The sequence below is a fragment of the Frigoribacterium sp. AC512 genome, from assembly GCF_979258295.1.
Map to the genome: position 1 here is coordinate 1,087,749 of NZ_OZ409850.1, position 23,305 is coordinate 1,111,053.

The window sequence follows — 23,305 nt, forward strand, 5'->3', positions numbered from 1 at the left end:
CACCGCATGAGCATGACCCCCGAGCAGGCGACCTGGTTCTCCGAGATCTTCGGGCGCCTCGTCGCGAACGTCGACCAGGTCCTCCTGGGCAAGACGTTCGTCGTGCGGCTGTCGTTCACGGCGCTGCTCAGCGAGGGGCACCTCCTGCTCGAGGACTTCCCCGGCACGGGCAAGACGTCGCTCGCCCGCGCCATCGCCCAGAGCGTGCAGGGCACGAGCAACCGCGTCCAGTTCACGCCCGACCTGCTGCCCGGCGACATCACCGGCGTGAGCATCTACGACCAGAAGGCGGGGGAGTTCGAGTTCCACCGGGGCCCGATCTTCTCCAACATCGTCCTCGCCGACGAGATCAACCGGGCCAGCCCGAAGACCCAGTCGGCCCTGCTCGAGGTCATGGAGGAGAGCCGGGTCACGGTCGACGGCGTCAGCCACGACGTCGGCAGCCCCTTCATGGTGATCGCCACCCAGAACCCCGTCGAGCAGGCCGGCACGTACCGGCTGCCCGAGGCCCAGCTCGACCGGTTCATCATGAAGACGTCGATCGGGTACCCCGACCACGCGGCGACCGTCCGGATCCTCGATGGCTCCGCAACACGGGTCCACGAGGGCAGCCTCAGCCCCATCGTCCAGGCCGGGGTCGTCACCGAGATGGCGCAGCTCGCCCGGACCGTGCACGTCGAGTCGACCATCAGCGACTACGTCGCCCGCCTCGTCGAGGCGACCCGGACCGCCGAGGAGGTGCGGCTCGGCGTCAGCGTGCGAGGCGCCCTCGCCCTCGTCCGCACCGCCAAGACCTACGCCGCCTCCCAGGGGCGCCACTACGTCGTGCCGGACGACGTCAAGGCCCTCGCCGAGCCCGTGCTCGCCCACCGGCTGGTGCTCGACCCCGAGGCGGAGTTCGACGGCGTCACGCCGTCGAGCATCGTCAGCCAACTGCTGATCGAGACGCCGCCGCCCTCCGAGCGGATCGCCGTGTGAGCGACGCCGGACCAAGCAGCACCGACAGCCGCGTCCGTCGGGACCGCGACGCGTCCCGCGGCCGGACGCACACCCGCGGCGGCCGCACGCAGTCGCGGACGAGCTTCGACGGCGGTTTCGCGACGGGGACCCAGGGGCTCACGAACGCGCGCACCCGCATCGTGGGCGATCGTTCCGGACCCGTGGCCGACGCGCTCGTCCTCGCCGTGCGCCTCCTCCGCTCTGCCCGGGCGTGGCTGACCCGGGCGTTCCGGGCGGTCTCGGGCGTCGTGACGCCCGTCGGCTGGGCCGTGCTCGTCGTGGTGCCCGTCGGCTTCGTCGTCGGCTACCTGCTCGGCTGGCTCGAGCTCGTCGTGGTCGCCTGGGCCGCGGTCGTCGTGCTCGTCGTCGCCGGCCTGAGCCTGATCGGCCGCAACGCGTTCCGCGTGGCGCTCGACATCCCGCACGAGCGCGTCACGGTGGGGGAGCCCGCCTCGGGCAGCGTCGTCGTCGAGAACCCGACCCGTCGCCGCATCCTCGGCGTCTCCGTCGAGATCCCGGTCGGGGCGGGTCTCGCCGAGATCAGCCTGCCCGGCCTCCGTGGGGGCGACAGCGTCACCGAGACGTTCTCGGTCCCCACCCAGCGGCGCGGCGTCGTCCGGGTGGGCCCGGTCCGCACCGTCCGCGGCGACGCCGTGGGGCTGGTCCGGCGCGAGCTCGAGTGGACGGGCGTCACGGAGATGTTCGTCCATCCCCGCACCATCGGCATCCCGAGCACGAGCACGGGCCTCATCCGCGACCTCGAGGGCAACCCGACCCGCGACCTCTCGCCGAGCGACATCTCGTTCCACGCGCTCCGCGAGTACCAGCCGGGCGACGAGCGGCGCAACATCCACTGGAAGTCGACGGCGAAGACCGGCACCTACATGGTCCGACAGTTCGAGGAGAGCCGGCGCAGCCACATCGTCATCGCGCTCAGCCTGGCCACCGCCGACTTCGCCTCCGACGACGAGTTCGAGCTGGCCGTGAGCGTCGCGGGCTCGCTCGGGGCGCGGGCCGTGCGCGACGCCCGCGAGGTGAGCGTCGTCGTCAGCGAGCGCACGCCCGAGTTCGCCAAGCGCAAGACCCTCGAGATCCGGTCGCTGAGCACGCTGACCCGCACGCGCCTCCTCGACGACCTCGCGGTCGTGGAGCACGCGGAGTCGGCCCTCGGCATCGTCGACGTCGCCCGTGTGGCCGGCGACCGCGTCGCCGGCGTCTCCGTCGCGTTCCTCGTCGTCGGCAGCACCGCCACCCTCACCCAGCTGCGCTCGGCCGGCCTGCACTTCCCGGTCGGCGTCGAGGCGGTCGCCATCGTCTGCGATCCCGAGGCCGTGCCCGGGATGACACGGATCAGCGACCTGACGGTCCTCACCATCGGCTACCTCGAGGACCTGCAGAAGTCGCTCGCCCGGGCGGCCGCCACATGACCGGCGCGCAGGCTCCCGCCGCGTCCCGGCCGGGCGATCTCCGGACGCGCGTCCGCCGTCCTCGGCTGCGCGCCTCCTTCGTCCTGCTCGCGATCGGGCTGCACCTCGTGGCCCTGCTGGCGGCCGCGGCGGTCTTCTGGCCCGCCTACCAGAGCGCCGAGTTCGTCGTGCTGGCGCTGGTCACGGTGGCGGTCGGCGGCGTGGTCGCCGTCGCCGGGGCCGTGCTGCGGCTCTCGAGCTTCGGCGTGCTGGTGCTCACGGTCGCGGCGTACCTGCTGCTCGGCGTGCCGCTCGCCGTCCCGTCGCAGGCCCTGTGGGGCGTGGTGCCGACGCTCGGCGGCCTCGGCCAGCTCGTCACGGGCACCGCGCTCGCCTGGAAGCAGCTCGTCACGATCACCCTGCCGGTCGGCAGCTACGAGTCCCTGCTCGTGCCCGTGTTCGTCCTCTTGCTGCTGGCGTCCGTCGTGGGGCTGACGACGGCCCTGCGGTCGCGCCGGGCGGAGCTGGCGGCCCTCGGCCCCGTCGTCGTCTGGCTGGCCGGCATCGTCCTCGGCCCCGCAGAGGCCTTCTTCCCGGTGGTCTCGGGACTCACGGTGCTCGTCGTCTCGGTGGCCTGGGTGGTCTGGTGGCGCCTCCGTCGTCGCCGGCTCGCCGTCGAGGCCCTCGAGGGAGGCGCCGCGGGCGCACGGTCGCACGGACACGGCTCCGTCGCCGGGAGGGCCGTCGCCGGGACGGTCGTCACCCTCGTCGTCGCCGGCGCCGCCGCCGCGGGCGCGGTGGCCGTCGTCCCTCCCACCGCGGAGCGCACCGTCGCGCGGACCGTCGTCGTGCAGCCGTTCGACCCCCGCGACGTGGTCAGCCCGCTGACGAGGTTCCGCGTCTACGAGCAGGACCCGACGGTCGACGAGACGCTCTTCGAGGTCGAGGGGCTCGCGCCGGGCCAGCTGCTGCGCCTCGCGACGCTCGACACGTACGACGGCGTCGCGTACACGGTCGGCAGCGACGAGGTGACGAGCGAGTCCGGTTCCTTCGACCGGGTCCCCTCGGTGTTCGACCAGTCGGGGGTGTCCGGCCGACAGACCACCCTGGCCGTCACCGTCGACCGGTACAGCGGGGTCTGGCTGCCGACGGTCGGCGCGTTCGAGTCGATCGACTTCGGCGGCGCGACGGCGACCGACCGGCGGGACGCCTTCTTCTACAACGACACGAGCGGGACCGCCGCCGTCGTGGGCGGGCTCGAGGAGGGCGACCGCTACCGGCTGGAGGCGGTGCTGCCCGACCAGCCCGCCGAGGGCGAGCTGGAGGGCCTCACGCCCGGCTCGGCCCGGGTCCCGTCGCCCCGTGCCGTCCCCGACGAGCTGACCGACGCCGTGCAGGAGGCGGTGGAGGGCGTGCAGGGGCCGGGCGCCCGCCTGCAGGCCGTGCTCGACCTCCTCGCCGAGGAGGGCTACATCAGCCACGGCGTCGGGGCCGACGAGCCGATCAGCCTGTCGGGGCACGGGTCGGCGCGCATCGCCCAGCTCTTCACGGACCCGGTCATGGTCGGCGACGCCGAGCAGTACGCGACGGCCGCGGCCCTGATGGCCGACGAGCTCGGCTTCCCCTCGCGGGTGGTCATGGGCTTCGTGCCGGACGCCGACGAGCTCGCCGACGCGACGGGCCCGGTGCCGGTGCTCGGGGGAGACGTCACCGCGTGGATCGAGGTGGACACGGCCCAGGCGGGCTGGGTCGCGCTCGATCCCGTCCCGGCCGAGCGCCCCATCCCCGAGGACGTCGTGCAGGACCCGAGCGAGGTCTCGCGCCCCGAGTCGGTCGTCCAGCCGCCGCCTCAGGAGCCTCAGGTGCGCGACGACCAGACGCCGCCGCAGTCCGAGCAGGAGGACCCCGACACGGTGCCGGCCTGGCTGGCGGTGCTGCTCGTCGTCGTCCGGGTGATCGGCTGGACGGCGCTCGTCATCGGGGTGGTCGCGGCGCCGTTCCTCGCCGTCGTGGCGGTGAAGCTGCGCCGTCGCCGTGCCCGACGTCGTGCTCCCGACACCGTGAGGCGGATCACGGGCGGGTGGCGCGAGTTCGAGGACGCCGTCGTCGACCACGGCATCGAGACCCCTCGGTCGGGGACGCGGAGCGAGGTCGCCCAGGCGGTCGGCGGGGCCAGGCCGGCCGTGCTGGCTCGCGTCGCGGACCGGGCCGTCTTCGCCCCGACGCCGCCGCCGGCCGAGGACGCCGACCGCGTCTGGGCGGCCGTGGCCGAGATGCGCCGGTCGCTCGACGCCGACCTGACGCGGTGGCAGCGCGCCAAGGCGGCGGTCTCGCTCCGCTCGCTCCGTGGATACCATGGCGGGACACGTCCCGAGCGTTAGAGGTCCCGATGCACTGCCCCACCTGCGACAGCCCGCTGCCCGTCGGCGCCATGTTCTGCGGAGTGTGCGGTCGTGCCGTCACGAGCGCCGACGTCGCTGCGGCGGCCGCACGTCGCGACGAGGGCGCGGGCGCGGGCTCAGGAACGGGCGGGCAGGCCGAGCCGCCGGCGTGGCAGCTGCGCCAGCCGCCGCGGCCCACGACGTCGGGCGACGCGCCCTGGTGGGTCCGAGACCGCCGCGTCGAGCAGGAGCAGGTCGACCGGGCGCCCGCCGGGGCTGCAGCCGACGAGGCTGCCCCCGACCAGGATCGTGGGGACGAGCGCGCAGGGGGCGGGCAGCGCACGGTCGAGGCCGGAGCCGAGGAGGCGCCTCCCGCGTGGATCGTCCCGGCCCGGTCGGTCGCGACCACCGGTGCGGATGCTCCCCTCGTCGACCGTGAAGCGGCAGCCCGTGCGCGACAGGACGATCCGTCGCGCGCCGAGCCCGCGACCGAGTCGCCGTCCGAGGTCACGCGGCCGGCGGCACCGGCACCTCTGCCTGAGGAGTCCGTGGCCCCGGCAGCCGCTCCGTCGCCTGCGCCTGCGCCCGCGCCTCTGCGGACGCCGACGCCGTACGCCGACAACGGTCCGCGACCGACGTCGGCCCCCCTGTGGACGGCCTCGTTCTCCCGGCTGCCCTCCGAGGACGACGGCCAGGCCCCGGCCCCGCACGACGAGACGCCCCCCGTAGCCCGCCCGGCGGACGACGGCGTCGCAGACGAGGCAGCCGGCCAGGAGGCCGGGCGACCCGCCGGCGGTCGGCACGACGCCGCCCGTCCCGAGGGCGGCGCAGTCGTCCGCTCCTCGGCTGCGGCCGACCTGGACGATCCGGCTGACGGGCACGACAGCTCCGCCCCGGGAACGACCGAGACCCCGACGGCGCCGGACGGGACGCCGGGACCGACCGACCCTGCGGGGTCCGTCCCCGGGGCCGACGACAGCGAGGACGCCGTCGAGCCCGAGCCCGAGACGGCACCGCACTCCGGTCCCGGCGCATCCGAGCCCGGGCAGCCGTCCGCGGTCGGCCCCGTGCTGCCGGTGCCCCTCCGGGAACCGGCTCCCGCTCCCGACGCCGTGGCCGGCGACACGGCCCCGGTGGCCCCGCTGCCTCGGGCCGTCCCCGGCGCCTCCCCGGCTGTCGCGCCGGTGCCGGACGGCGACCCGGTCCCCCTTGTCGAGCCCGGTCAGCAGAAGGTCGTCGAGCACTGCACGCACTGCGGCGCGCTGCTCGACGAGGACGACATCTTCTGCCCCGAGTGCGGGGCCGTCGTGCAGTCGGTGGCGCTGTCCTTCACCGGACCGGTCGCTCCGCTGCCGCCCGAGTGGCGTCCCAGCGTTGCGGCACCGGCACCGGCACCCGCACCCGATCCTGAGGACGTCGTCGACGCGGGCGGCGAGGCGACTCCGGTCGTCGACGAGCCCCGTGCCGAGCTGCCGCCCGAGCGACAGGCCGCCCGGCCGACCGCTCCGACGTCCGAGCCGCCGGTCCAGCCCGGGGCGGTCCCCGGCCGCTGGGCAGGAGCGCCCGGAGGGGGCGGCGCCCCCGGTCTCCCCGACCTGCCGCCCATGCCGACGGCGGCACCGGCGTCGGCCTTGTCGGGGCTCCTCGCCGGCGACGCCCGCTCCCGCCTGGTCACGGACGACGACGTCGACGAGACCCGTCTCGTGAGGAGGGGCCCCGTCGGCACCGAGTACCTCTTCCAGTTCAGCACGGGCGAGAGCGTCACCGTCGACGGGTCCGGCCTGCTCGGACGGGCACCGACGCCGCAGCCGGGGGAGCGGTTCGACCACCTGGTCCGCATCGCCGACCCGGGCAAGTCCGTCTCGAAGACCCACCTCGAGTTCGGGCAGGAGCTCGGGGCCCTCTGGGTGAGCGACCGGTGGTCGGGCAACGGCACCGTCGTGCGTCCCCACGAGCAGCCCGCGCGACGTGTCGAGCCGGGCACGCGCGTGCGCGTGGCCCGCGGCACGCGCGTCGAGATCGGCGAGCAGTTCTTCATCGTGAGCTGATCTCCTGAGCTGATCCCTCCCCAGGCCGCTCTCCGAGCCGAGGTCCGACCTCGGGCCAGGGGACAGCTGCCACGCCGCCGGATCGCCGTGGTGGGCTGGCCTCGTGACCGTCCCCGACACCGCGACCACCTCCTCCTCGCCCGGCGTCGTCGTGCTGCCGTCCCCGTCGCCCGAGCCGTCGCGTCGGGCCCTGTCCGTCGCTGCCGTCTCGGTCGCGGGCCTGGCGGTCGGGGGTGCGGGCGCGGCCCGGGGCGATCTCGACCTCCTCGCCGTCCTCGTGGCCGGGGCGTCGGTGGCCTCGGCCCAGGGCCTCGTGGGCCTCGTCGGGCGACAGGCGGCCCGCGCCGCCCGAGACCGGTGGTCCGCGGCCCTCGACGAGACCGAGGCGGTCTGCGACGCCCGGATCGACTCGCGTCGTCGCTCCCTGCGGCACCTCTGGCCGACCTCGGCCGACCTCGTGGAGCGGCTCCGTCGAGGTGAGGCTGCACCGGTCGTCGGCGTGCGCTCGCTCGTCGTGCTCGGCAGCGGCCGGGTCGACAGCGGGATCGTCCTCGTGGGCGACACCGGCGCCGCCGTCGTGCGCCACGCCCGCACCGAGGCGCTCCGACGGCGCGTCGCCGAGCTGCCCGACGGTCCGCTCTGCGTCGACGCCGCCGGCGGGGTGCACGTACGGGGCCCGGAGCTGCTGGCCCGGTCCCTCGCGGGCGGCTACCGCGCCCAGCTACGGCACCGGGGCGCTCCGGACGGCCTCGTGACCTGGCAGCCGACGGAGGCCGACGGACACGGCGCCGCCGAGAGCCGAGCTGCCGAGGCTCGGTCAGGGCAGGGCGGAGGAGGCGGTGGCCCAGGGTCGTCCGCAGCCTGCGTCGTCGAGATCTCGAGCCACGGTGCCGTGGCCGTCGTCCGTCGCGACGGCACGGCCTGCTCGGTGCCCGTCACGCCGGCGTGGACGTCGGTGCTCGACGCCCCCGACGCCCCTGACGGACGGAGCCGTCAGCGGGTCACGCCTGAGGGGTCGTGAGCGCCCCGCTGAGTCGGAGCGAGCCGACGGGGACGCCCCCGCCGAGCACCTTCTCGAGGGTCGCGGAGGTGACGCGGTCGGCAGCGGCCTGTTCCACGACGCCCTGCTCGACGAGGAGGTGCAGGGCGACGAGGGTGCCGGCGCGGACGTTCCCGTCGAGCACCTTGACCGCGACCCCGACGCCGCCGGTGGTCCCCATCACCATGACGCCTTCGGCCCCGAGCTTGGCGAACACGCCGAGCTCGTCGATCGTGACCGTGTTGTCCCGTCCCGGGCCGTCGATCGCCCAGGCGTCGGCGAGCACCGAGCGGACGAGGTGCGCCGCGTCGGGGTCTCGGTCGTCGCGGACGTCGCCGGCCGACCCGGCCACCCGGCCGACGGCCCGCGCGAGGCCGGTGACCGTCGTGGCGAACACGGGAGCGCCGCAGCCGTCGGTCCCGGCGTGGTCGACGACCTCGCCGGTGAACTCGGCGACGGTCTCGCGCACGGCTGCCTGGAGGGGGTGGTCGATCGCGGTGTAGGTCGCCGCGTCCCAGCCCTGCTGGTCGCAGGCGAGGAGGAAGGCGGCGTGCTTGCCCGAGCAGTTCATGGCCGCGCGACGGGGCTCGTCGAGCAGGCGGGCGCTGCGGCGGTCGCCGGGCCAGTCGGCGGGACAGAGCAGGTCGTGCTCGTCGTGGTCGCCGCGCGCGAGCATCGCCTCGACGACCTCGAGGTGGGCGGGGGTGCCTGCGTGGCTGGCGGTCGAGAGCACCGCCTGCGGTCCCTGGAGGTCGACGCCGGCGCGCAGCACGGTGAGCGCCTGCAGCGGCTTGAGGCAGGAGCGGGGGTAGATCGAGGCCCCGACGTCGCCGACCGAGCGCAGCACGGCTCCGTCCGGATCGACGACGACCCCGGCGCCGAGGTGGCGGCTCTCCTCGAGGCCCGAACGGACGAGGACGGCGAGCTCGACGCTCCCGTCGGCGGTGAGGGGACGGCGCGGGTCGCCGGCGGAGGCGCTCAGGTGGGTCATGATGGGGAGTGTATCGACGCCCCGCCGAGGAGGATCCCGTGCTCGACCACCACTACGCCGTCGACCTCGCCTGGACGGGCGACCGGGGCGTCGGAACGACGTCGTACCGCAGCTACGGCCGCGACGCCACCGTGTCCGCCGCCGGCAAGCTGCACGACATCCAGGGGTCGGCCGACCGCACCTTCCACGGCGACGCCGATCGCTGGAACCCGGAGGAGCTGCTCCTCGCCGCCCTGGCCGAGTGCCACCTCCTCAGCTACCTGCACGTCGCGGCGTCCGCGGGCGTGGTCGTGGTCGCCTACCGGGACTCGGCCGAGGGCTCCATGACGCAGACCGCCGACGGGGGAGGTCGCTTCACGTCGGCCACGCTGCGGCCCGTCGTCACCGTGGCGGACGCGTCGATGGTCGAGCTCGCGGGCACGCTGCACGCCGAGGCCGCCCGCAAGTGCTTCATCGCCGCGTCGGTCGCGTTCCCCGTCGGCCACGAGCCCACGACCCTGGTGGCCGCAGCCTCCTGAACCGGGTCGACGTGCCTCGGCCGTTCAGCGGGCCCTGCGGCGGCGTGGGGCAGAATGACCTGACCCGGCGCCTCGCGACCCGGGCGGCTCCGTGCCGTCCCGGCTCCGCGCCGTCCCCGCCCCTCGACCGAGAGACTCCCATGCGCCGCTCCCTCTCCCTGCTCGCCGTCCCCGTCCTCGTGCTGGGCCTCGCCTCCTGCGCCTCCGAGGCCAGCACCGGCGACACCGCGACCTCCGCCCCGTCCTCCTCGTCGAGCGCCCCCTCCGACGTGCCCACCCGCGCGAGCGGCGAGGCGCAGGAGCCGCAGGCCGGATTCCCGACGGTCGAGCTCGACTCCGACGGCCGCCCGACCGTCACGCTCCCCGGCACGGAGGCGCCGACCGAGCTCCAGGTCGAGACGCTGATCAAGGGCGACGGCCCCGTCGTCGAGGACGGCGCCCAGGTCACCGTCCAGTACCAGGGCTCGCTCTGGAAGGACGGCACGGTCTTCGACGAGAGCTGGAAGCGCGGCGAGCCGACCACGTTCGGCACCGGCCAGGTCATCCCCGGCTTCGCCGCGGGCATCGTCGGCCAGACCGTCGGCTCGCAGACCGTCGTCGTCATCCCGCCGGCCGAGGGCTACGGCGAGGCAGGCGCTCCGCGGGCAGGCATCGCGGGCGACGACACGCTCGTCTTCGTGATCGACATCCTGGCCGCGAACTGACCGTGACCGCCGTCGGTCGCCGCGCGCGCCTCCTCGGCCTGGTCGGGGTGCCGCTCCTCGCGGTCGCCCTCGTCGGCTGCACGGACGACGCGGCGCCCGAGCCGTCGGCCACCACGCCCGGTGCCAGCCCTGCCGCGACCGCCTGCCTGGGCGGCGGCGCCGAGGCGGACTCGGTCGAGGTGTCGGGCGAGGTGGGGCAGAAGCCCGGCATCGCGTTGGCCGGCCCCCTCGGGGCGGCGACGAGCCAGCGGGCCGTGGTGTCGCAGGGCACGGGGCCGGAGACGAAGTCGGGCGACGTCGTGCAGGTGGCCGTGACGGTCTTCGACGCCACGACCGGCGCCGAGCTGAGCTCCGCCGGCTACGAGCGCGGCAGCGGCGAGCAGCTCACCATCAGCGCCGACTACTACGTGCCCGGGCTGGAGGCCGCGCTGCTCTGCAACCAGGCCGGCTCGCGTTCGGTCACGGTCGCCAGCGCGGCCGACATGCAGCCGGCCCAGACGGGCACCGCGCCGCCGAACGCGGCGGCCGTGATCGTCGTCGACACGTTCTCGATCGTGCCGACGCGCGCGACCGGCGTCGACCAGCCCGCGCAGCCGGGCTTCCCGGAGGTGACGCTCGCCGACGACGGCCGTCCGACGGTGACGATCCCCGACGCCGACCCGCCGGCCGAGCTGCAGGTCGAGGTGCTGAAGAAGGGCGACGGCGAGGTCGTCCCCGATCCCGCCAACGTCACCGTCCAGTACCAGGGCGTCAACTGGCGCGACGGGAAGGTCTTCGACGAGAGCTGGGGCAAGGGCACCCCGACCCCGTTCTCGACCGCCCAGGTCGTCCCGGGCTTCGCCGCGGCGATGATCGGCCAGACCGTCGGCTCGCAGGTGCTCGTCGTCGTCCCGCCCGCCGAGGGCTACGGCGACGGCGGACAGCCGAGCGCGGGCATCGAGGGCGGCGACACGCTCGTCTTCGTCATCGACGTCCTCGCCGTGGCCTGAGCGGCGCCTCCGCACGGCGCCGCGCGCGCCCCTAGGCTGACCGCATGCGTCGCGTCATCCTCCTCGGCTCCACCGGCTCCATCGGCGTGCAGGCGCTCGACGTGGTCGCCGCCCACCCCGATCTCTTCACCGTCGTCGGGCTGTCGGCCGGCTCGGACGCCGCCCAGCTCGCGGAGCAGGCAGCCCGCTTCGGCGTCGAGCACACTGCCCTCGGCACCGACGAGTCGGTGGCGCTCGTCTCCGACGTCGAGGCCGACGTCGTCGTGAACGGGATCACGGGCAGCGTCGGCCTCGCGCCGACGCTCGCCGTGCTCGACTCGGGCGCCACGCTGGCGCTGGCCAACAAGGAGAGCCTGATCGTCGGCGGCGACCTCGTGCGCGAGCGCGCGGCACCCGGGCAGATCGTGCCGGTCGACTCCGAGCACTCCGCCATCGCGCAGGCGCTCCGCTCCGGCGACCGCGGCGAGGTCCGTCGTCTCGTGCTCACCGCCTCCGGCGGGCCCTTCCGTGGCCGCACGCGCGCCTCCCTCGCCGACGTCACCCCGGCCGAGGCGCTCGCGCACCCCACGTGGGACATGGGCCGCGTCGTCACGACGAACTCGTCGACGCTCGTCAACAAGGGGCTCGAGGTGATCGAGGCGCACCTGCTCTTCGACGTCGACTACGACGACATCGACGTCACCGTCCACCCGCAGTCGATCGTGCACTCGATGGTCGAGTTCGTCGACGGGTCCACGATCGCCCAGGCGTCGCCGCCCGACATGCGACTGCCGATCTCGCTCGGGATGGCCTGGCCCCACCGCGTGCCGGGCGTCGGCGTGCCCCTCGACTGGACCACCGCCTCCACCTGGACCTTCGAGCCGCTCGACGACGAGGCGTTCCCGTCCGTGCTGCTCGCCAAGCAGGTCGGGCGGGCGGGCGCCACCTGGCCCGCGGTGTTCAATGCGGCGAACGAGCAGGCCGTCCACGCGTTCCACGACGGCAGGGTCGGCTACCTGGGCATCCTCGACACCGTGCGCGAGGTCGTCGACCGGCACACGGCGGGGCCGAGCACCCTCGAGGGCGTGCTCGAGGCCGAGCGCTGGGCCCGTGAGGCGGCCGACGCGCTGCTCGCCCGCAGCTAGCTTCTCCCGCCCCGGCCCGTCCCGCCGAGCGGGCGCCGGGCACACGGCCGAGCCGAGGAGGCGCGGGCCCCGGACCCTCACAGCGTCGCCATGGCCGGTGCGGGGCCGGCTCCCCGTCTCGGACGGCTACCCTTGCCCGGTGGAAACCGTCCTGCTCTACCTGCTCGGCATCGTCGTGATCGTCATCGGGCTCGCCGTCTCGATCGCGCTGCACGAGATCGGGCACCTCGTGCCGGCGAAGAAGTTCGGCGTGAAGGTCGGCCAGTACATGATCGGCTTCGGGCCGACGGTCTTCTCCCGTCGTCGCGGCGAGACCGAGTACGGCGTCAAGGCCCTGCCGCTCGGCGGCTACATCTCGATGTCGGGCATGTACCCGCCGGCGCGCGAGGGCCAGAAGGGCCGGACGGCGAGCACGGGCTTCTTCCAGACCCTCGTGCAGGACGCGCGCACCGCCAGCGCCGACACGATCGACCAGGGCGACGAGCACCGCACCTTCTACCGGCTGCCCGTCTACAAGCGGATCATCATCATGCTCGGCGGGCCGACGATGAACCTGCTCATCGCGATCGTGCTCTTCACGATCCTGCTCTGCGGCTTCGGCACGGCGCAGTCGAGCACCACCGTCGGCCTCGTCAACCAGTGCGTGCTGCCCGCCGGGTCGACCGAGACCGAGTGCCCGGCCGACGCGACGGCGGCGCCCGCCTTCGCGGCCGGCATGGAGAACGGCGACCGCATCGTGTCGATCGACGGCGTGGCGATGGCGGACGGCGACCAGGTGACGAGTGCGTTCCGCGCGGCCCCCGACCAGACGCTCAGCGTCGTGGTCGAGCGCGACGGCAGCGAGCAGACGCTCGAGGTCACCCCGGCGCTCTCCGCACGCCAGGTGGTCGACTCGGCGGGCGTGCCCGTCGTGGGCGACGACGGCGCCCCGGTCACCCAGGAGGTCGGCTTCGTCGGCATCGGCTTCGCGACGGTGACGGTGCAGCAGCCGGTCACGGCCGTGCTGCCGACCGTCGGCACGAACATCGGGCACGTCGCGAACGTCATCGTGCACCTGCCGCAGCGCATGGTCGCCGTCGCCCAGGCCGCGTTCGGCGGGGGAGAGCGCGACGCGAACGGCCCCGTCAGCGTCGTCGGGGTCGGTCGGATGGCGGGCGAGGTGGTCAGCCTCGACACCGTGCCGTTCATCGACCGGGCGGCGTTCCTCGTGAGCCTGCTCGCGAGCCTCAACGTCGCGCTGTTCGTCTTCAACCTCGTGCCGCTGATGCCCCTCGACGGCGGCCACGTCGCGGGCGCGCTGATCGAGGCGATCCGTCGGGGCTTCGCCAAGCTGTTCCGCCGTCCCGACCCGGGGCCCGTCGACACGGCGAAGGTCATCCCGCTCACGTTCGCGGTCGTGATCGTCCTCGGCGGCATGGGGCTGCTGCTCGCCTACGCCGACATCGTGAACCCGATCTCGCTGATCCGCTGACCCGCTCCGCAGCCGGCCCGCGGACGTCCTGACCTGCTGGCCCGCCGGGCGTCCTCGCCTCCGACATCGCGCGCCCAGCGCACGGGTCTACGATCGACCACGTGCCTGCAGTCAATCTCGGAATGCCGAAGGTCCCCGAAACCCTTGCCCCGCGACGCAAGTCGCGGCAGATCAAGGTCGGCAAGGTCCTCGTCGGAGGCGACGCTCCCGTGAGCGTCCAATCGATGACCACCACGCCCACCACGAACATCAACGCGACGCTCCAGCAGATCGCCGAGCTCACCGCCTCGGGCTGCGACATCGTGCGCGTCGCCGTGCCCACTCGCGACGACGCGGAGACGCTGCCGATCATCGCGAAGAAGAGCCAGATCCCGGTGATCGCCGACATCCACTTCCAGCCGAACTACGTGTTCCAGGCGATCGACGCCGGCTGCGCCGCAGTGCGCGTCAACCCCGGCAACATCCGCAAGTTCGACGACCAGGTCGGCAAGATCGCCGCCGCCGCCAAGGCCGCCGGCGTCTCGATCCGCATCGGCGTGAACGCCGGGTCGCTCGAGCCCAGCCTGCTGCAGAAGTACGGCAAGGCGACGCCGGAGGCGCTGGTCGAGTCCGCGGTGTGGGAGGCCTCCCTCTTCGAGGAGCACGACTTCCACGACTTCAAGATCTCGGTCAAGCACAACGACCCGGTCATCATGGTCAAGGCCTACCGTCAGCTCGCGGAGCGAGGCGACTGGCCCCTGCACCTCGGCGTGACCGAGGCCGGCCCCGAGTTCCAGGGCACCATCAAGTCGGCCACGGCCTTCGGCATCCTGCTCGGCGAGGGCATCGGCGACACCATCCGCGTGAGCCTCAGCGCGCCTCCTGCGCAGGAGGTCAAGGTCGGCCTGCAGATCCTCCAGTCGCTGAACCTGCGCGAGCGCAAGCTCGAGATCGTCAGCTGCCCCAGCTGCGGTCGTGCGCAGGTCGACGTGTACAAGCTCGCGAACGACGTCACCGACGGCCTCGAGGGCATGACGGTCCCGCTCCGCGTCGCGGTCATGGGCTGCGTCGTGAACGGTCCGGGCGAGGCCCGCGAGGCCGACCTCGGCGTCGCGTCCGGCAACGGCAAGGGCCAGATCTTCGTCAAGGGCGAGGTCATCAAGACCGTGCCCGAGTCCGAGATCGTCCAGACGCTGATCGACGAGGCGAACCGCCTCGCGGCCGAGATGCCCCCGGGCGAGGTCGGCTCGCCCCAGGTCCTGACGGTCTAGGGCCGATCGCGGGTCGGCCACCGACCCGACCGCCCCGAGGAGGCGCGGTGCAGGCTCCGGCCGCACCGCGCCTCCTCTGCGTCGCAGCCTGCCGCCGCCCTGACGTGCCGCGTCGGCGCTCGGGTCCCGCGGCCTCCCGCACCGTCGCCGCGCCCGTTCCCGTGCCTGCTCGCAGAGCCGGTGTGTCGCCGTGTGACGCGCCGATTGTGACCCGAGCCGCCCCGCCGTTCACGATGGACGGACGCACGGTCGTGGTGCCGGCAGCAGCAGCCGGCGACGTGCGTCGCACCGTCTGAGAGGAACGTCATGTCCGAGGCAACACCCCTGATCGAGGCCCCGAAGAAGAAGCGCGGCCGGCTGATCGCGATCGTCGTGGCGGCCGTCGTCGTGCTCGCCGCCGTGGGCGTCGGCATCGCCGTCGCGAACCGCGGCGGAGACGCCGTGCGCATCGGGGTCGTCGGCGCGAGCGACCCGTACTGGGCCACCTTCACGCAGGCCGCCGCCGACGAGGGCATCGACGTCGAGATCGTCGACTTCGCCAACTACGAGCAGCCGAACCCGGCTCTGACCGAGGACGAGCTCGACCTCAACCAGTTCCAGCACATCGTCTACCTGGCCCAGTACGACGTGTCGGCCGACGCGGACCTCGTGCCGATCGGCTCCACGGCGATCTACCCGCTGCCCCTCTACTCGCAGGAGCACACCTCGCTCGACCAGTTCAGCAAGGGCGACACCGTCGCCGTGCCCGACGACGCGAGCAACCTCGCCCGCTCGCTGCTCGTGCTGCAGTCGAACGGCCTGATCGAGCTGAAGGGCGGCGGGGACATCTTCTCCGGCCTCGACGACATCGACACCGAGGCCTCGACGGTCACGGTCTCGCCCGTCGCGGCCGACCTCGCCGCGACGTCGTTGCCGGACTTCGACGGCGCGATCATCAACAACGAGTACGCCACCAAGGCGGGGCTCTCGCCCGACACGATCATCGCGACGGACGACCCGAAGGACCCGGCGTCGCTGCCCTACGTCAACGTCTTCGCCGCTCGCGAGGGCGACGCGGACGACGAGACGTACCAGGAGCTCGTCCGGATCTACCAGGACACGAAGGCCGTCACCGACGGCGTCGTCGAGAACTCGGGCGGCACGGCCCTCACCACGAAGGTGCCCGTCGCCGACCTGCGCGAGTCGCTCGAGCAGACGAAGGAGCTCGTGGAGCAGAACGGCTGACGCCGCCTGCCCCCGCCCGGGTCCGACCCGCCCGCCACGACGGCGCGCGGGTCGGGCCCTTCCGACCGTGACGAGGAGACCATGCCCGCCATCACCCTGACCGACGTCGTCAAGACCTATCCGCCCCGCGAGAAGGGCGCAGCACCGCTGACGGCCGTCGACGGCGTCAGCCTCGAGATCGCCGACGGCGAGATCTTCGGGATCATCGGCTACTCCGGCGCCGGCAAGAGCACGCTGGTCCGCCTGATCAACGCCCTCGAGCCGACCACGAGCGGCCGGATCGAGATCGACGGCCGACCCGTGACCGGGCTGCGCGAGCGCGAACTGCGCGGGGTGCGCGCCGGCATCGGCATGATCTTCCAGCAGTTCAACCTGTTCTCGTCGAAGACGGTCTGGGGCAACGTCGAGTTCCCGCTCAAGGCGGCCGGCGTGCCGAAGGCAGACCACCAGCGGCGGATCAGCGAGCTGCTGCACTTCGTCGGCCTGGCCGACAAGGCCCACGCACGCCCGGACCAGCTGTCGGGCGGCCAGAAGCAGCGCGTCGGGATCGCCCGCGCCCTCGCGACGTCGCCGGGCGTGCTGCTCGCCGACGAGGCGACGAGCGCGCTCGACCCCGAGACCACGCAGGAGGTGCTGGCCCTGCTCCGGCGGGTCAACGCCGAGCTGGGCATCACCATCGTCGTCATCACGCACGAGATGGACGTCATCAAGTCGATCGCCGACCGCGTGGCCGTGATGGACCGTGGTCGGGTCGTCGAGATCGGGCGCACCTTCGAGGTCTTCTCGGCCCCGCGCGAGGCGTCCACGCGGCGCTTCGTGTCCACCGTCGTCGCCGGGTCGCCGCAGGGCGACGACCTCGCGGCGCTCCGTCGTCGCCACGACGGCCGTCTCGTGACCGTCCGCGTGTCCGAGGGCGGCGTCGACCAGCAGCAGGTCTTCGGCGTGCTCGCCCGCCATGACGTCCGCTTCGAGATCGTCTTCGGCGGCATCGACGAGATCGGCGGGCGCACCTTCGGCACCCTGACCCTGGCCCTGACGGGCGGCGACGGCGACGTCTCGGACGCCGTCGCCGAGCTCGGGGCCGCCGCGACCGAGCTCCCGGCCTCGCCCACGACCGAGGCCGCGCCCGACCGGCCGGCCCACGACGCGGAGGCACGCTGACCATGGACTCCCTGATCGACCTGCAGCCCCAGCTCTGGAAGGCGGCCTACGAGACCGTCTACATCGTCGCCTTGACCCTGCTCTTCGGCGGGCTCGGCGGGCTCCTCCTCGGGCTCGCCCTCTACCTCACCCGCGAGGGCGCCCTCTTCGCGAACCGCGTCGTCTTCGGCGTGCTCAACGTCGTCGTCAACGTGTTCCGGCCGATCCCGTTCATCATCTTCCTCGCTGCCGCGCAGCCCCTGGCCCGGGCTGTCGTGGGCACCGGCGTCGGCAACACCGCCATCATCTTCACCTTGTCGCTCGCGGCCTCGTTCGCGATCTCGCGGATCGTCGAGCAGAACCTGCTCACGGTGCAGCCGGGCGTGGTCGAGGCGGCAAGGGCAGCCGGCGCCGGTCCGTTCCGGATCATCGGCAGCATCGTGCTGCCCGAGGCGCTCGGCCCGCTTGTCCTCGGCTACACGTTCATCTTCGTCGCGCTCGTGGACATGTCGGCGGTCGCGGGCTACGTCGGCGGCGGGGGACTCGGCGCGTTCGCCCTGCTCTACGGCTACCGGCAGTTCGACCCCGTGGTCACGTGGGGCGCGGTGCTGCTCATCATCGTGCTGGTGCAGCTCGTGCAGTTCCTGGGCAACCACCTCGCGAGGAGGGCGCTCCGGCGGTGACGTCGGACGCCTCGGTTACAGTGGGCCGGGTGACCGACACCTCGACGACGCCCCCGCCTCCCGCCGCGGTCGGCACCCCGATCAGCCCCGCCGACCTCGAGCGTGCCGCCGGTGTCGTCGGTGCCGTGTCGCACGCGTTCTCGCGCAAGGTGGTGGGCCAGACCGGCCTCCGCGACACCCTGCTGATCGCGCTGATCACGGGCGGGCACGTGCTGCTCGAGAGCGTCCCCGGGCTGGCCAAGACGACCGCTGCGGCGACGCTCGCGCAGTCCGTGGAGGCGAGCTTCACCCGCATCCAGTGCACGCCCGACCTGTTGCCCAGCGACATCACCGGCACCCAGATCTACGACGCGCAGAAGTCGACCTTCGTGACGCAGCTCGGCCCCGTGCACTCGAACTTCGTGCTGCTCGACGAGATCAACCGCTCGAGCGCCAAGACCCAGAGCGCGATGCTCGAGGCGATGCAAGAAAGGCAGACGAGCATCGGCGGCACCGTCTACCCGCTGCCCAGGCCGTTCCTCGTGCTGGCCACGCAGAACCCGATCGAGCAAGAGGGCACGTACCAGCTGCCCGAGGCGCAGCTCGACCGGTTCCTCCTGAAAGAAGTGCTCGACTACCCGTCGCCCGCCGAGGAGGCCGAGGTCATCCGGCGCATCGAGGCCGGCGTCTACGACGAGCAGCAGGTCGATGTGCCGACCGGCGTCTCGCTCGAGGACGTCGTGTGGCTGCAAGAGCTGGCCAAGCGCGTGTACGTCGACGCGTCGATCGTCAACTACATCGTCCAGCTCATCTACGTGACGCGGCACCCGCAGCAGTACATCCCCGGCAGCCTCGCCGACTACGTCCAGTTCGGTGCGAGCCCGCGTGCCAGCATCGCGTTCATGCAGGCCGCGCGTGCCCTCGCCCTGCTGCACGGCCGCGACTACGTCATCCCGGAAGACGTGAAGCACCTGCGGCACGGCGTGCTGCGCCACCGTGTCATCCTCGGCTACGAGGCCACGGCCGACGACGTGGCCCCCGAGACGATCATCGACGCCGTCTTCGCCTCCGTGCAGACGCCCTGACGACCGTGGCGAGCCTCCTCCTCCGGGTGCGGACGAAGATGTCCCTGTTCGCGCACCGCCGCACCCTCGACCTGCTCGAGGGCGGCTGGGCGTCGGTCCACCACGGCCGCAGCCACGACTTCGACGACCTCCGGGCCTACGTGCCGGGCGACGAGGTGAAGGACATCGACTGGAAGGCCACCGCCCGTCACGGCGAGCCGCTGGTGAAGCGCTACGTCGCCAGCAGGAGGCGGTCGCTGGTCCTCGTCGTCGACACCGGTCGCAACATGGCCGCGACCGCCGCCAGCGGCGAGACAAAGAAGGACATCGCGATCATGGCGGCCGGCGCGCTGGGCTACATCGCGTCGCGCCACGGCGACGTCGTCTCGCTCGTCGCCGGCGACGAGGGCGGCACCGTCGCCCTCCCCGCCGGGGCGACGGAGGCGCACCTCGAGCGCCTCCTCCGCCAGGTCGACCGTCGGGTGTCGCTCGAGGCGCCCCGCAGCGACCTGCGGGGCGTCCTCGACTGGGTCGCCCGCGGCGTCCGCCGCCGGTCGATCCTCGTCGTGGTGACCGACGACGTCGTCGTCGACGCCGAGCTGGTGCGGCGCCTCCGACGGCTGCGCGCCCAGCACGAGATCGTCTGGGTCACGGTCGGCGACGCCGACCTCATGACGCGGTCCGGCCACGCCGGGGACGTCTACGACGTGCAGGAGGTCACGGCCCTCCCGGCGTACCTGCGCGAGAACGCGGCCCTGCGACGCGCCTTCGACGAGTCGTCCGAGCGGCGTGCGGACGACGCCGGCCGGCAGCTGCAGGCACTGGGCATCAGCAGCGAGCGGCTCTCGAGCCAGGCGGCCGTCGTGCCCGGGCTCTTCACGCTGATGGAGAAGCACCGCCGTGCTTGACGACAGGGGCTTCTTCGGGCCGTACCAGTACCCGCTCTGGGTCCTCTGGCTGGTGCTCGGGCTCGTCCTCCTGGGCCTCGTGGCGGCGTGGATCGTCTTCGTGCTGCGCTTCTCGGCGCGGCGGCTGCCCCCGTCGGCCCGCCGGGCGGCAGCAGCCGCGGTCGTCGACCTGCCGTCGGTCCGGCTCCGCTACCTCGGCCTGATCGACGAGGTGCAGGCCGCCTCCCGCGACGGCCGTCTCGGCGAGCGGGCGGTGCACAGCCGGCTCAGCCTCCTCCTCCGGTTCTTCGTCCACGAGACGGCAGGCGCCGACACGCACGTGATGACCCTCGCCGACCTGCGCGAGGCCGACCTGCCCCGCGTGGCCGACGCGGTCGAGCAGTGGTACCCGCCGGCCTTCGCCCAGCAGCACCCCGGCGACCCCGACCGGGCCGCCGAGACCGCGCGCGAGGTGGTGCGCTCGTGGTCCTGATCTGGTGGTGGGCCCTGCTGGCCGCCCTCGTCGTCGCCGGGCTCGGCGCCTGGCTCTGGCTCGTCCTGCGACGCCGCGAGCGCGCCCGACTGCGCCGCGCCGGCACCCCCGTCGCCCACAGCGAGCGCCTGACCGAGCTGCCGGTGTACCGCAGGCTCGTCACGCGCTACCGTGCGGCCCTCGTGGGCGCCCTCGTCCTCGTCATCGCCCTCGCCGGCCTCGGGGCCCTGCTGATCGCCCGGCCGGGCACGGTCCAGGTCGTCGAGCCTCCCTCCTACAAGCGCGACATCGTGCTCTGCCTCGACGTCTCGGGGTCGATGACCGAGGTCGACTCCCAGATCGTGTCGACCTTCGCCGAGCTCGCGTCGGGCCTCGACGGCGAGCGGATCGGGCTGACCCTCTTCGACAGCTCGTCCGTGCAGGCGTTCCCCCTGACCGACGACTACGACTTCGTGGCCGAGCAGCTGAGCCAGTACCGCGACTCCTTCGACAGCGCGGGGGAGGACGGCACGCGGTACTGGTCGGGCACCGACCTCGGGCAGGGCGCCTCCCTGATCGGCGACGGCCTCGCCTCCTGCGCCCTCAGCTTCGACGGGGGCAGCGAGAGCACCCGGCCGAAGTCGATCGTGCTCGCGACCGACAACTACGTGAACGGCGCGGCACTGCTGACACTCGACGACGCGGGGCAGCTCGCGACCGACCGCGGCATCCGGGTCTACGCGCTGAACCCCGCGGACTACTCCGACGACGCCGTCGCGGACGAGGTCGCCGGCGAGCTGCGCACCGTCGTCGAGTCGACCGGCGGCGCCTACTACGCGCTCGACGGCGCGACGACCGTGGCCGAGATCGTGCAGCGGATCGACGACCAGGAGGCGGGCCTCTTCACCGGGACGCGCCGCCTCGTCACGACCGACGCCCCGCAGGCCGCCGTCATCGTCGCGCTCCTGCTCGCCGCGGCCTCGTTCGTCCTGCTCTGGCGGGTGCGGCTGTGACCGCGGCGACGGCGGCCCTGCCCGCCGCGATCGTGCTGCAGCCCGTGCTCCCGTGGTGGCTGCTCGCCGTCATCGGCGTCGCGCTGCTCGGCTTCGTCGGGTGGCGGGTCGTCGCCGAGCGGGGCGACCGCCGCCTCCTGCGCAGCTGGCTCCGCCGTCTCGTGGTCGTGGCGCTGCTGCTCGTCGTCGCCGTGCGTCCCGGCGTGCCCGGCGGAAGCGCCCAGGCGTCGTCGGCGGCGCTCAACGTGTTCTTCGTCGTCGACACCACCTCCAGCATCGCGGCGGAGGACTGGGACGGCGACCGCCCGCGGCTCGAGGGCGTCCGGAGCGACGTCGACGCGATCGCCAGCGAGCTGGCCGGCGCCCGCTTCTCGCTCATCTCGTTCGACAGCACCGCCGTGCTCCGCACCCCGCTGACCGACGACGCCGCGGCCGTCGTGACCGCGGCCTCCGTGATGAACCAGGAGATCACCTACTACTCCAGCGGCAGCAGCATCACCGAGGCCTCCGACCTCCTGGCCGAGCGGCTGCAGGAGGCGCGCGAGGCCGACCCCGAGAGGGCGAACGTCGTCTACTACCTGGGCGACGGAGAACAGACGGCCGACGAGGCGCCCGGCTCGTTCGCGACGGCCGCGGCGGACGTCGACGGGGGAGCGGTGCTCGGCTACGGCACGGCCGCGGGCGGGCGGATGAAGGTCTTCGACGGGTACGGCGACGCGTATAGCAGCACCGAGTACATCAAGGACAGGACGCAGCCGGGCGAGCCCGACGCCCTCTCGGTGATCGACGAGGACGCGCTCCGGACCCTCGCCTCGCAGCTGGGCGTCGAGTACGTCCACCGCGAGGCCGGCACCGGGGTCGAGGCCGTCGTCGCCGACGCGCGGGACGGCGCGGTCGCCTCGGACGAAGGCCGTGCCGAGGCCGTCGTCGACCTGTACTGGATTGCCGCCGTCCCGCTGTTCCTGCTCGCCCTGGTCGAGGTGGCCGTCGTCGCCCGGGCCCTCGCCGAGATCCGCGTCCGGCCCCGGGCCGACCCCGCGCCCGGAAGGACGTCGTCGTGACCGACACCCTCGCCCCTCCCCCCGTCGACGACCGCGACCCGGCGACCGCCGCGGAGCCGAGCCTCGACCAGTACCGTCGTCGGCTCCGACGCCGGATGTTCCTCTGGTCGGCCCCGGTCGTGCTGGTCGTGCTGCTCGTGGCACTCAAGCTGCTCAGCCTCCCGCTCTTCGCGGGCCTGACGCAGCACGCCTACGACGGCCGGGCCTACGAGCGCGCCGCCTCCCTGACCGCGCCCCTGGGCGTCGCCAACGTGGTCGAGCCGTGGGTGCACCACTTCGACCGCGGCACGGCGTGGGCGAGGGTCGGGGTGCTCGACGTCGCACGGCAGGAGTTCGTCACCGCCCTCGACCTCGCGCCCGAGGGGGACGAGACGGTCTCGTGCGTCATCCGCACCGACCTCGTGCTCGTCATCGAGGCACAGGGGGACGCCGCGCTGCTCGAGCTGCGCTACGCCGACGCCGAGCAGCTCTACGAGCTGGGGCAGGCGACGATCGCCGAGGCTCCGAAGGGCTGCTTCCAGCCCCCGGACGACCCGCAGCAGCCCGACACGTCGCAGCCACTCGACGACGCCCAGGGCAGGCTGGGCGACAAGCAGCAGCAGGCCGAGGGCGGCGACCAGGGCGACCCCTCGGGAGGCGACGGCTCGGATCCCGGCCAGGGCGGCGGCAAGGACGAGGGCGACGCCGGCGCGGGCGGCACCGACCCGCTCGACCAGCTGCAGCAGCAGGGCGACGAGAGCCAGCAGGAGCGCCAGCAGGACACCGACCGCGAGCGGTACTACGAGCAGGCGCCGGGGGAGTACGACGGCAAGCCCTGGTGACCGTGACCGGGTCGAGCCTCGGCCCCTCGGGACGCGCCCCT

At 73.6% G+C, this 23,305-nt stretch carries 21 protein-coding genes; 20 read left to right on the plus strand and 1 reads right to left on the minus strand.

Annotation, left to right across the window (positions count from 1 at the left end):
- Positions 1 to 6 precede the first annotated feature (6 nt).
- The 5 genes from ACZZ97_RS04945 to ACZZ97_RS04965 all read left to right on the plus strand — a co-directional run bounded on the left by ACZZ97_RS04945 (position 7) and on the right by ACZZ97_RS04965 (position 7,855).
- A complete protein-coding gene (locus ACZZ97_RS04945; RefSeq protein WP_463472442.1) occupies positions 7 to 978 on the plus strand; it encodes an AAA family ATPase in 972 nt (323 codons plus the stop codon).
- Positions 975 to 2,426, plus strand: a complete 1,452-nt coding sequence (locus ACZZ97_RS04950; protein ID WP_463472443.1) for a DUF58 domain-containing protein — start codon at positions 975 to 977, stop codon at positions 2,424 to 2,426. The genes ACZZ97_RS04945 and ACZZ97_RS04950 overlap by 4 nt, the downstream gene beginning before the upstream one ends.
- Entirely contained in the window at positions 2,423 to 4,786 is a 2,364-nt protein-coding gene (locus ACZZ97_RS04955; protein ID WP_463472444.1) for a transglutaminase domain-containing protein, read from the plus strand. Before ACZZ97_RS04950 ends, ACZZ97_RS04955 begins: the two co-directional genes overlap by 4 nt.
- Before the next feature lie 8 nt (positions 4,787 to 4,794).
- Entirely contained in the window at positions 4,795 to 6,834 is a 2,040-nt protein-coding gene (locus ACZZ97_RS04960; protein WP_463472445.1) for a zinc-ribbon domain-containing protein, read from the plus strand.
- A gap of 103 nt (positions 6,835 to 6,937) precedes the next feature.
- Positions 6,938 to 7,855, plus strand: a complete 918-nt coding sequence (locus ACZZ97_RS04965) for a hypothetical protein (RefSeq protein ID WP_463472446.1) — start codon at positions 6,938 to 6,940, stop codon at positions 7,853 to 7,855.
- On the opposite strand, the gene ACZZ97_RS04970 is transcribed toward ACZZ97_RS04965, so the two are convergent.
- Complete coding sequence (locus ACZZ97_RS04970) at positions 7,836 to 8,864, minus strand: asparaginase (protein ID WP_463472447.1); 1,029 nt, start codon at positions 8,862 to 8,864, stop codon at positions 7,836 to 7,838. The genes ACZZ97_RS04965 and ACZZ97_RS04970 overlap by 20 nt on opposite strands.
- A 38-nt stretch (positions 8,865 to 8,902) precedes the next feature.
- On the opposite strand from ACZZ97_RS04970, the gene ACZZ97_RS04975 reads away from it, so the two are divergent.
- From ACZZ97_RS04975 to ACZZ97_RS05045, 15 genes are all read left to right on the plus strand, one after another.
- The gene (locus ACZZ97_RS04975; protein ID WP_194612369.1) at positions 8,903 to 9,382 is read left to right on the plus strand and encodes an OsmC family protein; all 480 of its coding nucleotides are present in this window, start codon (positions 8,903 to 8,905) and stop codon (positions 9,380 to 9,382) included.
- Positions 9,383 to 9,522: 140 nt separating this feature from the next.
- Positions 9,523 to 10,086: an FKBP-type peptidyl-prolyl cis-trans isomerase gene (locus tag ACZZ97_RS04980; RefSeq protein ID WP_463472448.1), complete on the plus strand. Its 564-nt coding sequence runs from the start codon at positions 9,523 to 9,525 to the stop codon at positions 10,084 to 10,086.
- A gap of 2 nt (positions 10,087 to 10,088) precedes the next feature.
- Positions 10,089 to 11,075 (plus strand): FKBP-type peptidyl-prolyl cis-trans isomerase, encoded by a 987-nt coding sequence (locus tag ACZZ97_RS04985; protein ID WP_314103576.1) that lies wholly within the window; start codon positions 10,089 to 10,091, stop codon positions 11,073 to 11,075.
- A 44-nt stretch (positions 11,076 to 11,119) separates the two neighbouring features.
- Positions 11,120 to 12,199, plus strand: coding sequence for a 1-deoxy-D-xylulose-5-phosphate reductoisomerase (locus ACZZ97_RS04990; RefSeq protein WP_314103575.1), 1,080 nt, complete (start codon positions 11,120 to 11,122; stop codon positions 12,197 to 12,199).
- A 139-nt stretch (positions 12,200 to 12,338) separates the two neighbouring features.
- Positions 12,339 to 13,670 carry a M50 family metallopeptidase gene (locus ACZZ97_RS04995; RefSeq protein ID WP_463472449.1) on the plus strand — a complete coding sequence of 444 codons (1,332 nt, stop codon included), beginning with the start codon at positions 12,339 to 12,341 and terminating at the stop codon, positions 13,668 to 13,670.
- 101 nt (positions 13,671 to 13,771) lie between these two features.
- On the plus strand, positions 13,772 to 14,920 hold the full coding sequence (ispG, locus tag ACZZ97_RS05000) for a flavodoxin-dependent (E)-4-hydroxy-3-methylbut-2-enyl-diphosphate synthase (RefSeq protein ID WP_194612364.1): 1,149 nt from the start codon (positions 13,772 to 13,774) through the stop codon (positions 14,918 to 14,920).
- A 306-nt stretch (positions 14,921 to 15,226) separates the two neighbouring features.
- Positions 15,227 to 16,144: a MetQ/NlpA family ABC transporter substrate-binding protein gene (locus tag ACZZ97_RS05005; protein ID WP_314102164.1), complete on the plus strand. Its 918-nt coding sequence runs from the start codon at positions 15,227 to 15,229 to the stop codon at positions 16,142 to 16,144.
- 81 nt (positions 16,145 to 16,225) lie between these two features.
- Entirely contained in the window at positions 16,226 to 17,305 is a 1,080-nt protein-coding gene (locus tag ACZZ97_RS05010) for a methionine ABC transporter ATP-binding protein (RefSeq protein ID WP_314102165.1), read from the plus strand.
- Positions 17,306 to 17,307: 2 nt separating this feature from the next.
- Entirely contained in the window at positions 17,308 to 17,967 is a 660-nt protein-coding gene (locus tag ACZZ97_RS05015) for a methionine ABC transporter permease (protein WP_314102166.1), read from the plus strand.
- A 29-nt stretch (positions 17,968 to 17,996) separates the two neighbouring features.
- Positions 17,997 to 19,031 (plus strand): AAA family ATPase, encoded by a 1,035-nt coding sequence (locus tag ACZZ97_RS05020; protein WP_463472450.1) that lies wholly within the window; start codon positions 17,997 to 17,999, stop codon positions 19,029 to 19,031.
- Positions 19,032 to 19,036: 5 nt separating this feature from the next.
- Entirely contained in the window at positions 19,037 to 19,918 is an 882-nt protein-coding gene (locus ACZZ97_RS05025; protein WP_463472451.1) for a DUF58 domain-containing protein, read from the plus strand.
- Positions 19,911 to 20,390: a hypothetical protein gene (locus ACZZ97_RS05030; RefSeq protein ID WP_192169170.1), complete on the plus strand. Its 480-nt coding sequence runs from the start codon at positions 19,911 to 19,913 to the stop codon at positions 20,388 to 20,390. The genes ACZZ97_RS05025 and ACZZ97_RS05030 overlap by 8 nt, the downstream gene beginning before the upstream one ends.
- A complete protein-coding gene (locus tag ACZZ97_RS05035; RefSeq protein WP_463472452.1) occupies positions 20,381 to 21,382 on the plus strand; it encodes a VWA domain-containing protein in 1,002 nt (333 codons plus the stop codon). Before ACZZ97_RS05030 ends, ACZZ97_RS05035 begins: the two co-directional genes overlap by 10 nt.
- Entirely contained in the window at positions 21,379 to 22,443 is a 1,065-nt protein-coding gene (locus tag ACZZ97_RS05040; RefSeq protein ID WP_463472453.1) for a VWA domain-containing protein, read from the plus strand. Before ACZZ97_RS05035 ends, ACZZ97_RS05040 begins: the two co-directional genes overlap by 4 nt.
- Complete coding sequence (locus tag ACZZ97_RS05045; RefSeq protein WP_463472454.1) at positions 22,440 to 23,264, plus strand: hypothetical protein; 825 nt, start codon at positions 22,440 to 22,442, stop codon at positions 23,262 to 23,264. Before ACZZ97_RS05040 ends, ACZZ97_RS05045 begins: the two co-directional genes overlap by 4 nt.
- Positions 23,265 to 23,305: the final 41 nt, after the last annotated feature.

Excerpts from the sequence above, each read along its gene's own strand:
- ACZZ97_RS04960 (WP_463472445.1), top strand. The coding sequence starts at position 4,795 with ATGCACTGCCCCACCTGCGACAGCCCGCTGCCCGTCGGCGCCATGTTC.
- ACZZ97_RS04945 (WP_463472442.1), top strand. The coding sequence starts at position 7 with ATGAGCATGACCCCCGAGCAGGCGACCTGGTTCTCCGAGATCTTCGGG.
- ACZZ97_RS04980 (WP_463472448.1), top strand. The coding sequence starts at position 9,523 with ATGCGCCGCTCCCTCTCCCTGCTCGCCGTCCCCGTCCTCGTGCTGGGC.
- ACZZ97_RS04970 (WP_463472447.1), bottom strand. The coding sequence starts at position 8,864 with ATGACCCACCTGAGCGCCTCCGCCGGCGACCCGCGCCGTCCCCTCACC.
- ACZZ97_RS05005 (WP_314102164.1), top strand. The coding sequence starts at position 15,227 with ATGTCCGAGGCAACACCCCTGATCGAGGCCCCGAAGAAGAAGCGCGGC.
- ACZZ97_RS04955 (WP_463472444.1), top strand. The coding sequence starts at position 2,423 with ATGACCGGCGCGCAGGCTCCCGCCGCGTCCCGGCCGGGCGATCTCCGG.
- ACZZ97_RS05010 (WP_314102165.1), top strand. The coding sequence starts at position 16,226 with ATGCCCGCCATCACCCTGACCGACGTCGTCAAGACCTATCCGCCCCGC.
- ACZZ97_RS04990 (WP_314103575.1), top strand. The coding sequence starts at position 11,120 with ATGCGTCGCGTCATCCTCCTCGGCTCCACCGGCTCCATCGGCGTGCAG.
- ACZZ97_RS05015 (WP_314102166.1), top strand. The coding sequence starts at position 17,308 with ATGGACTCCCTGATCGACCTGCAGCCCCAGCTCTGGAAGGCGGCCTAC.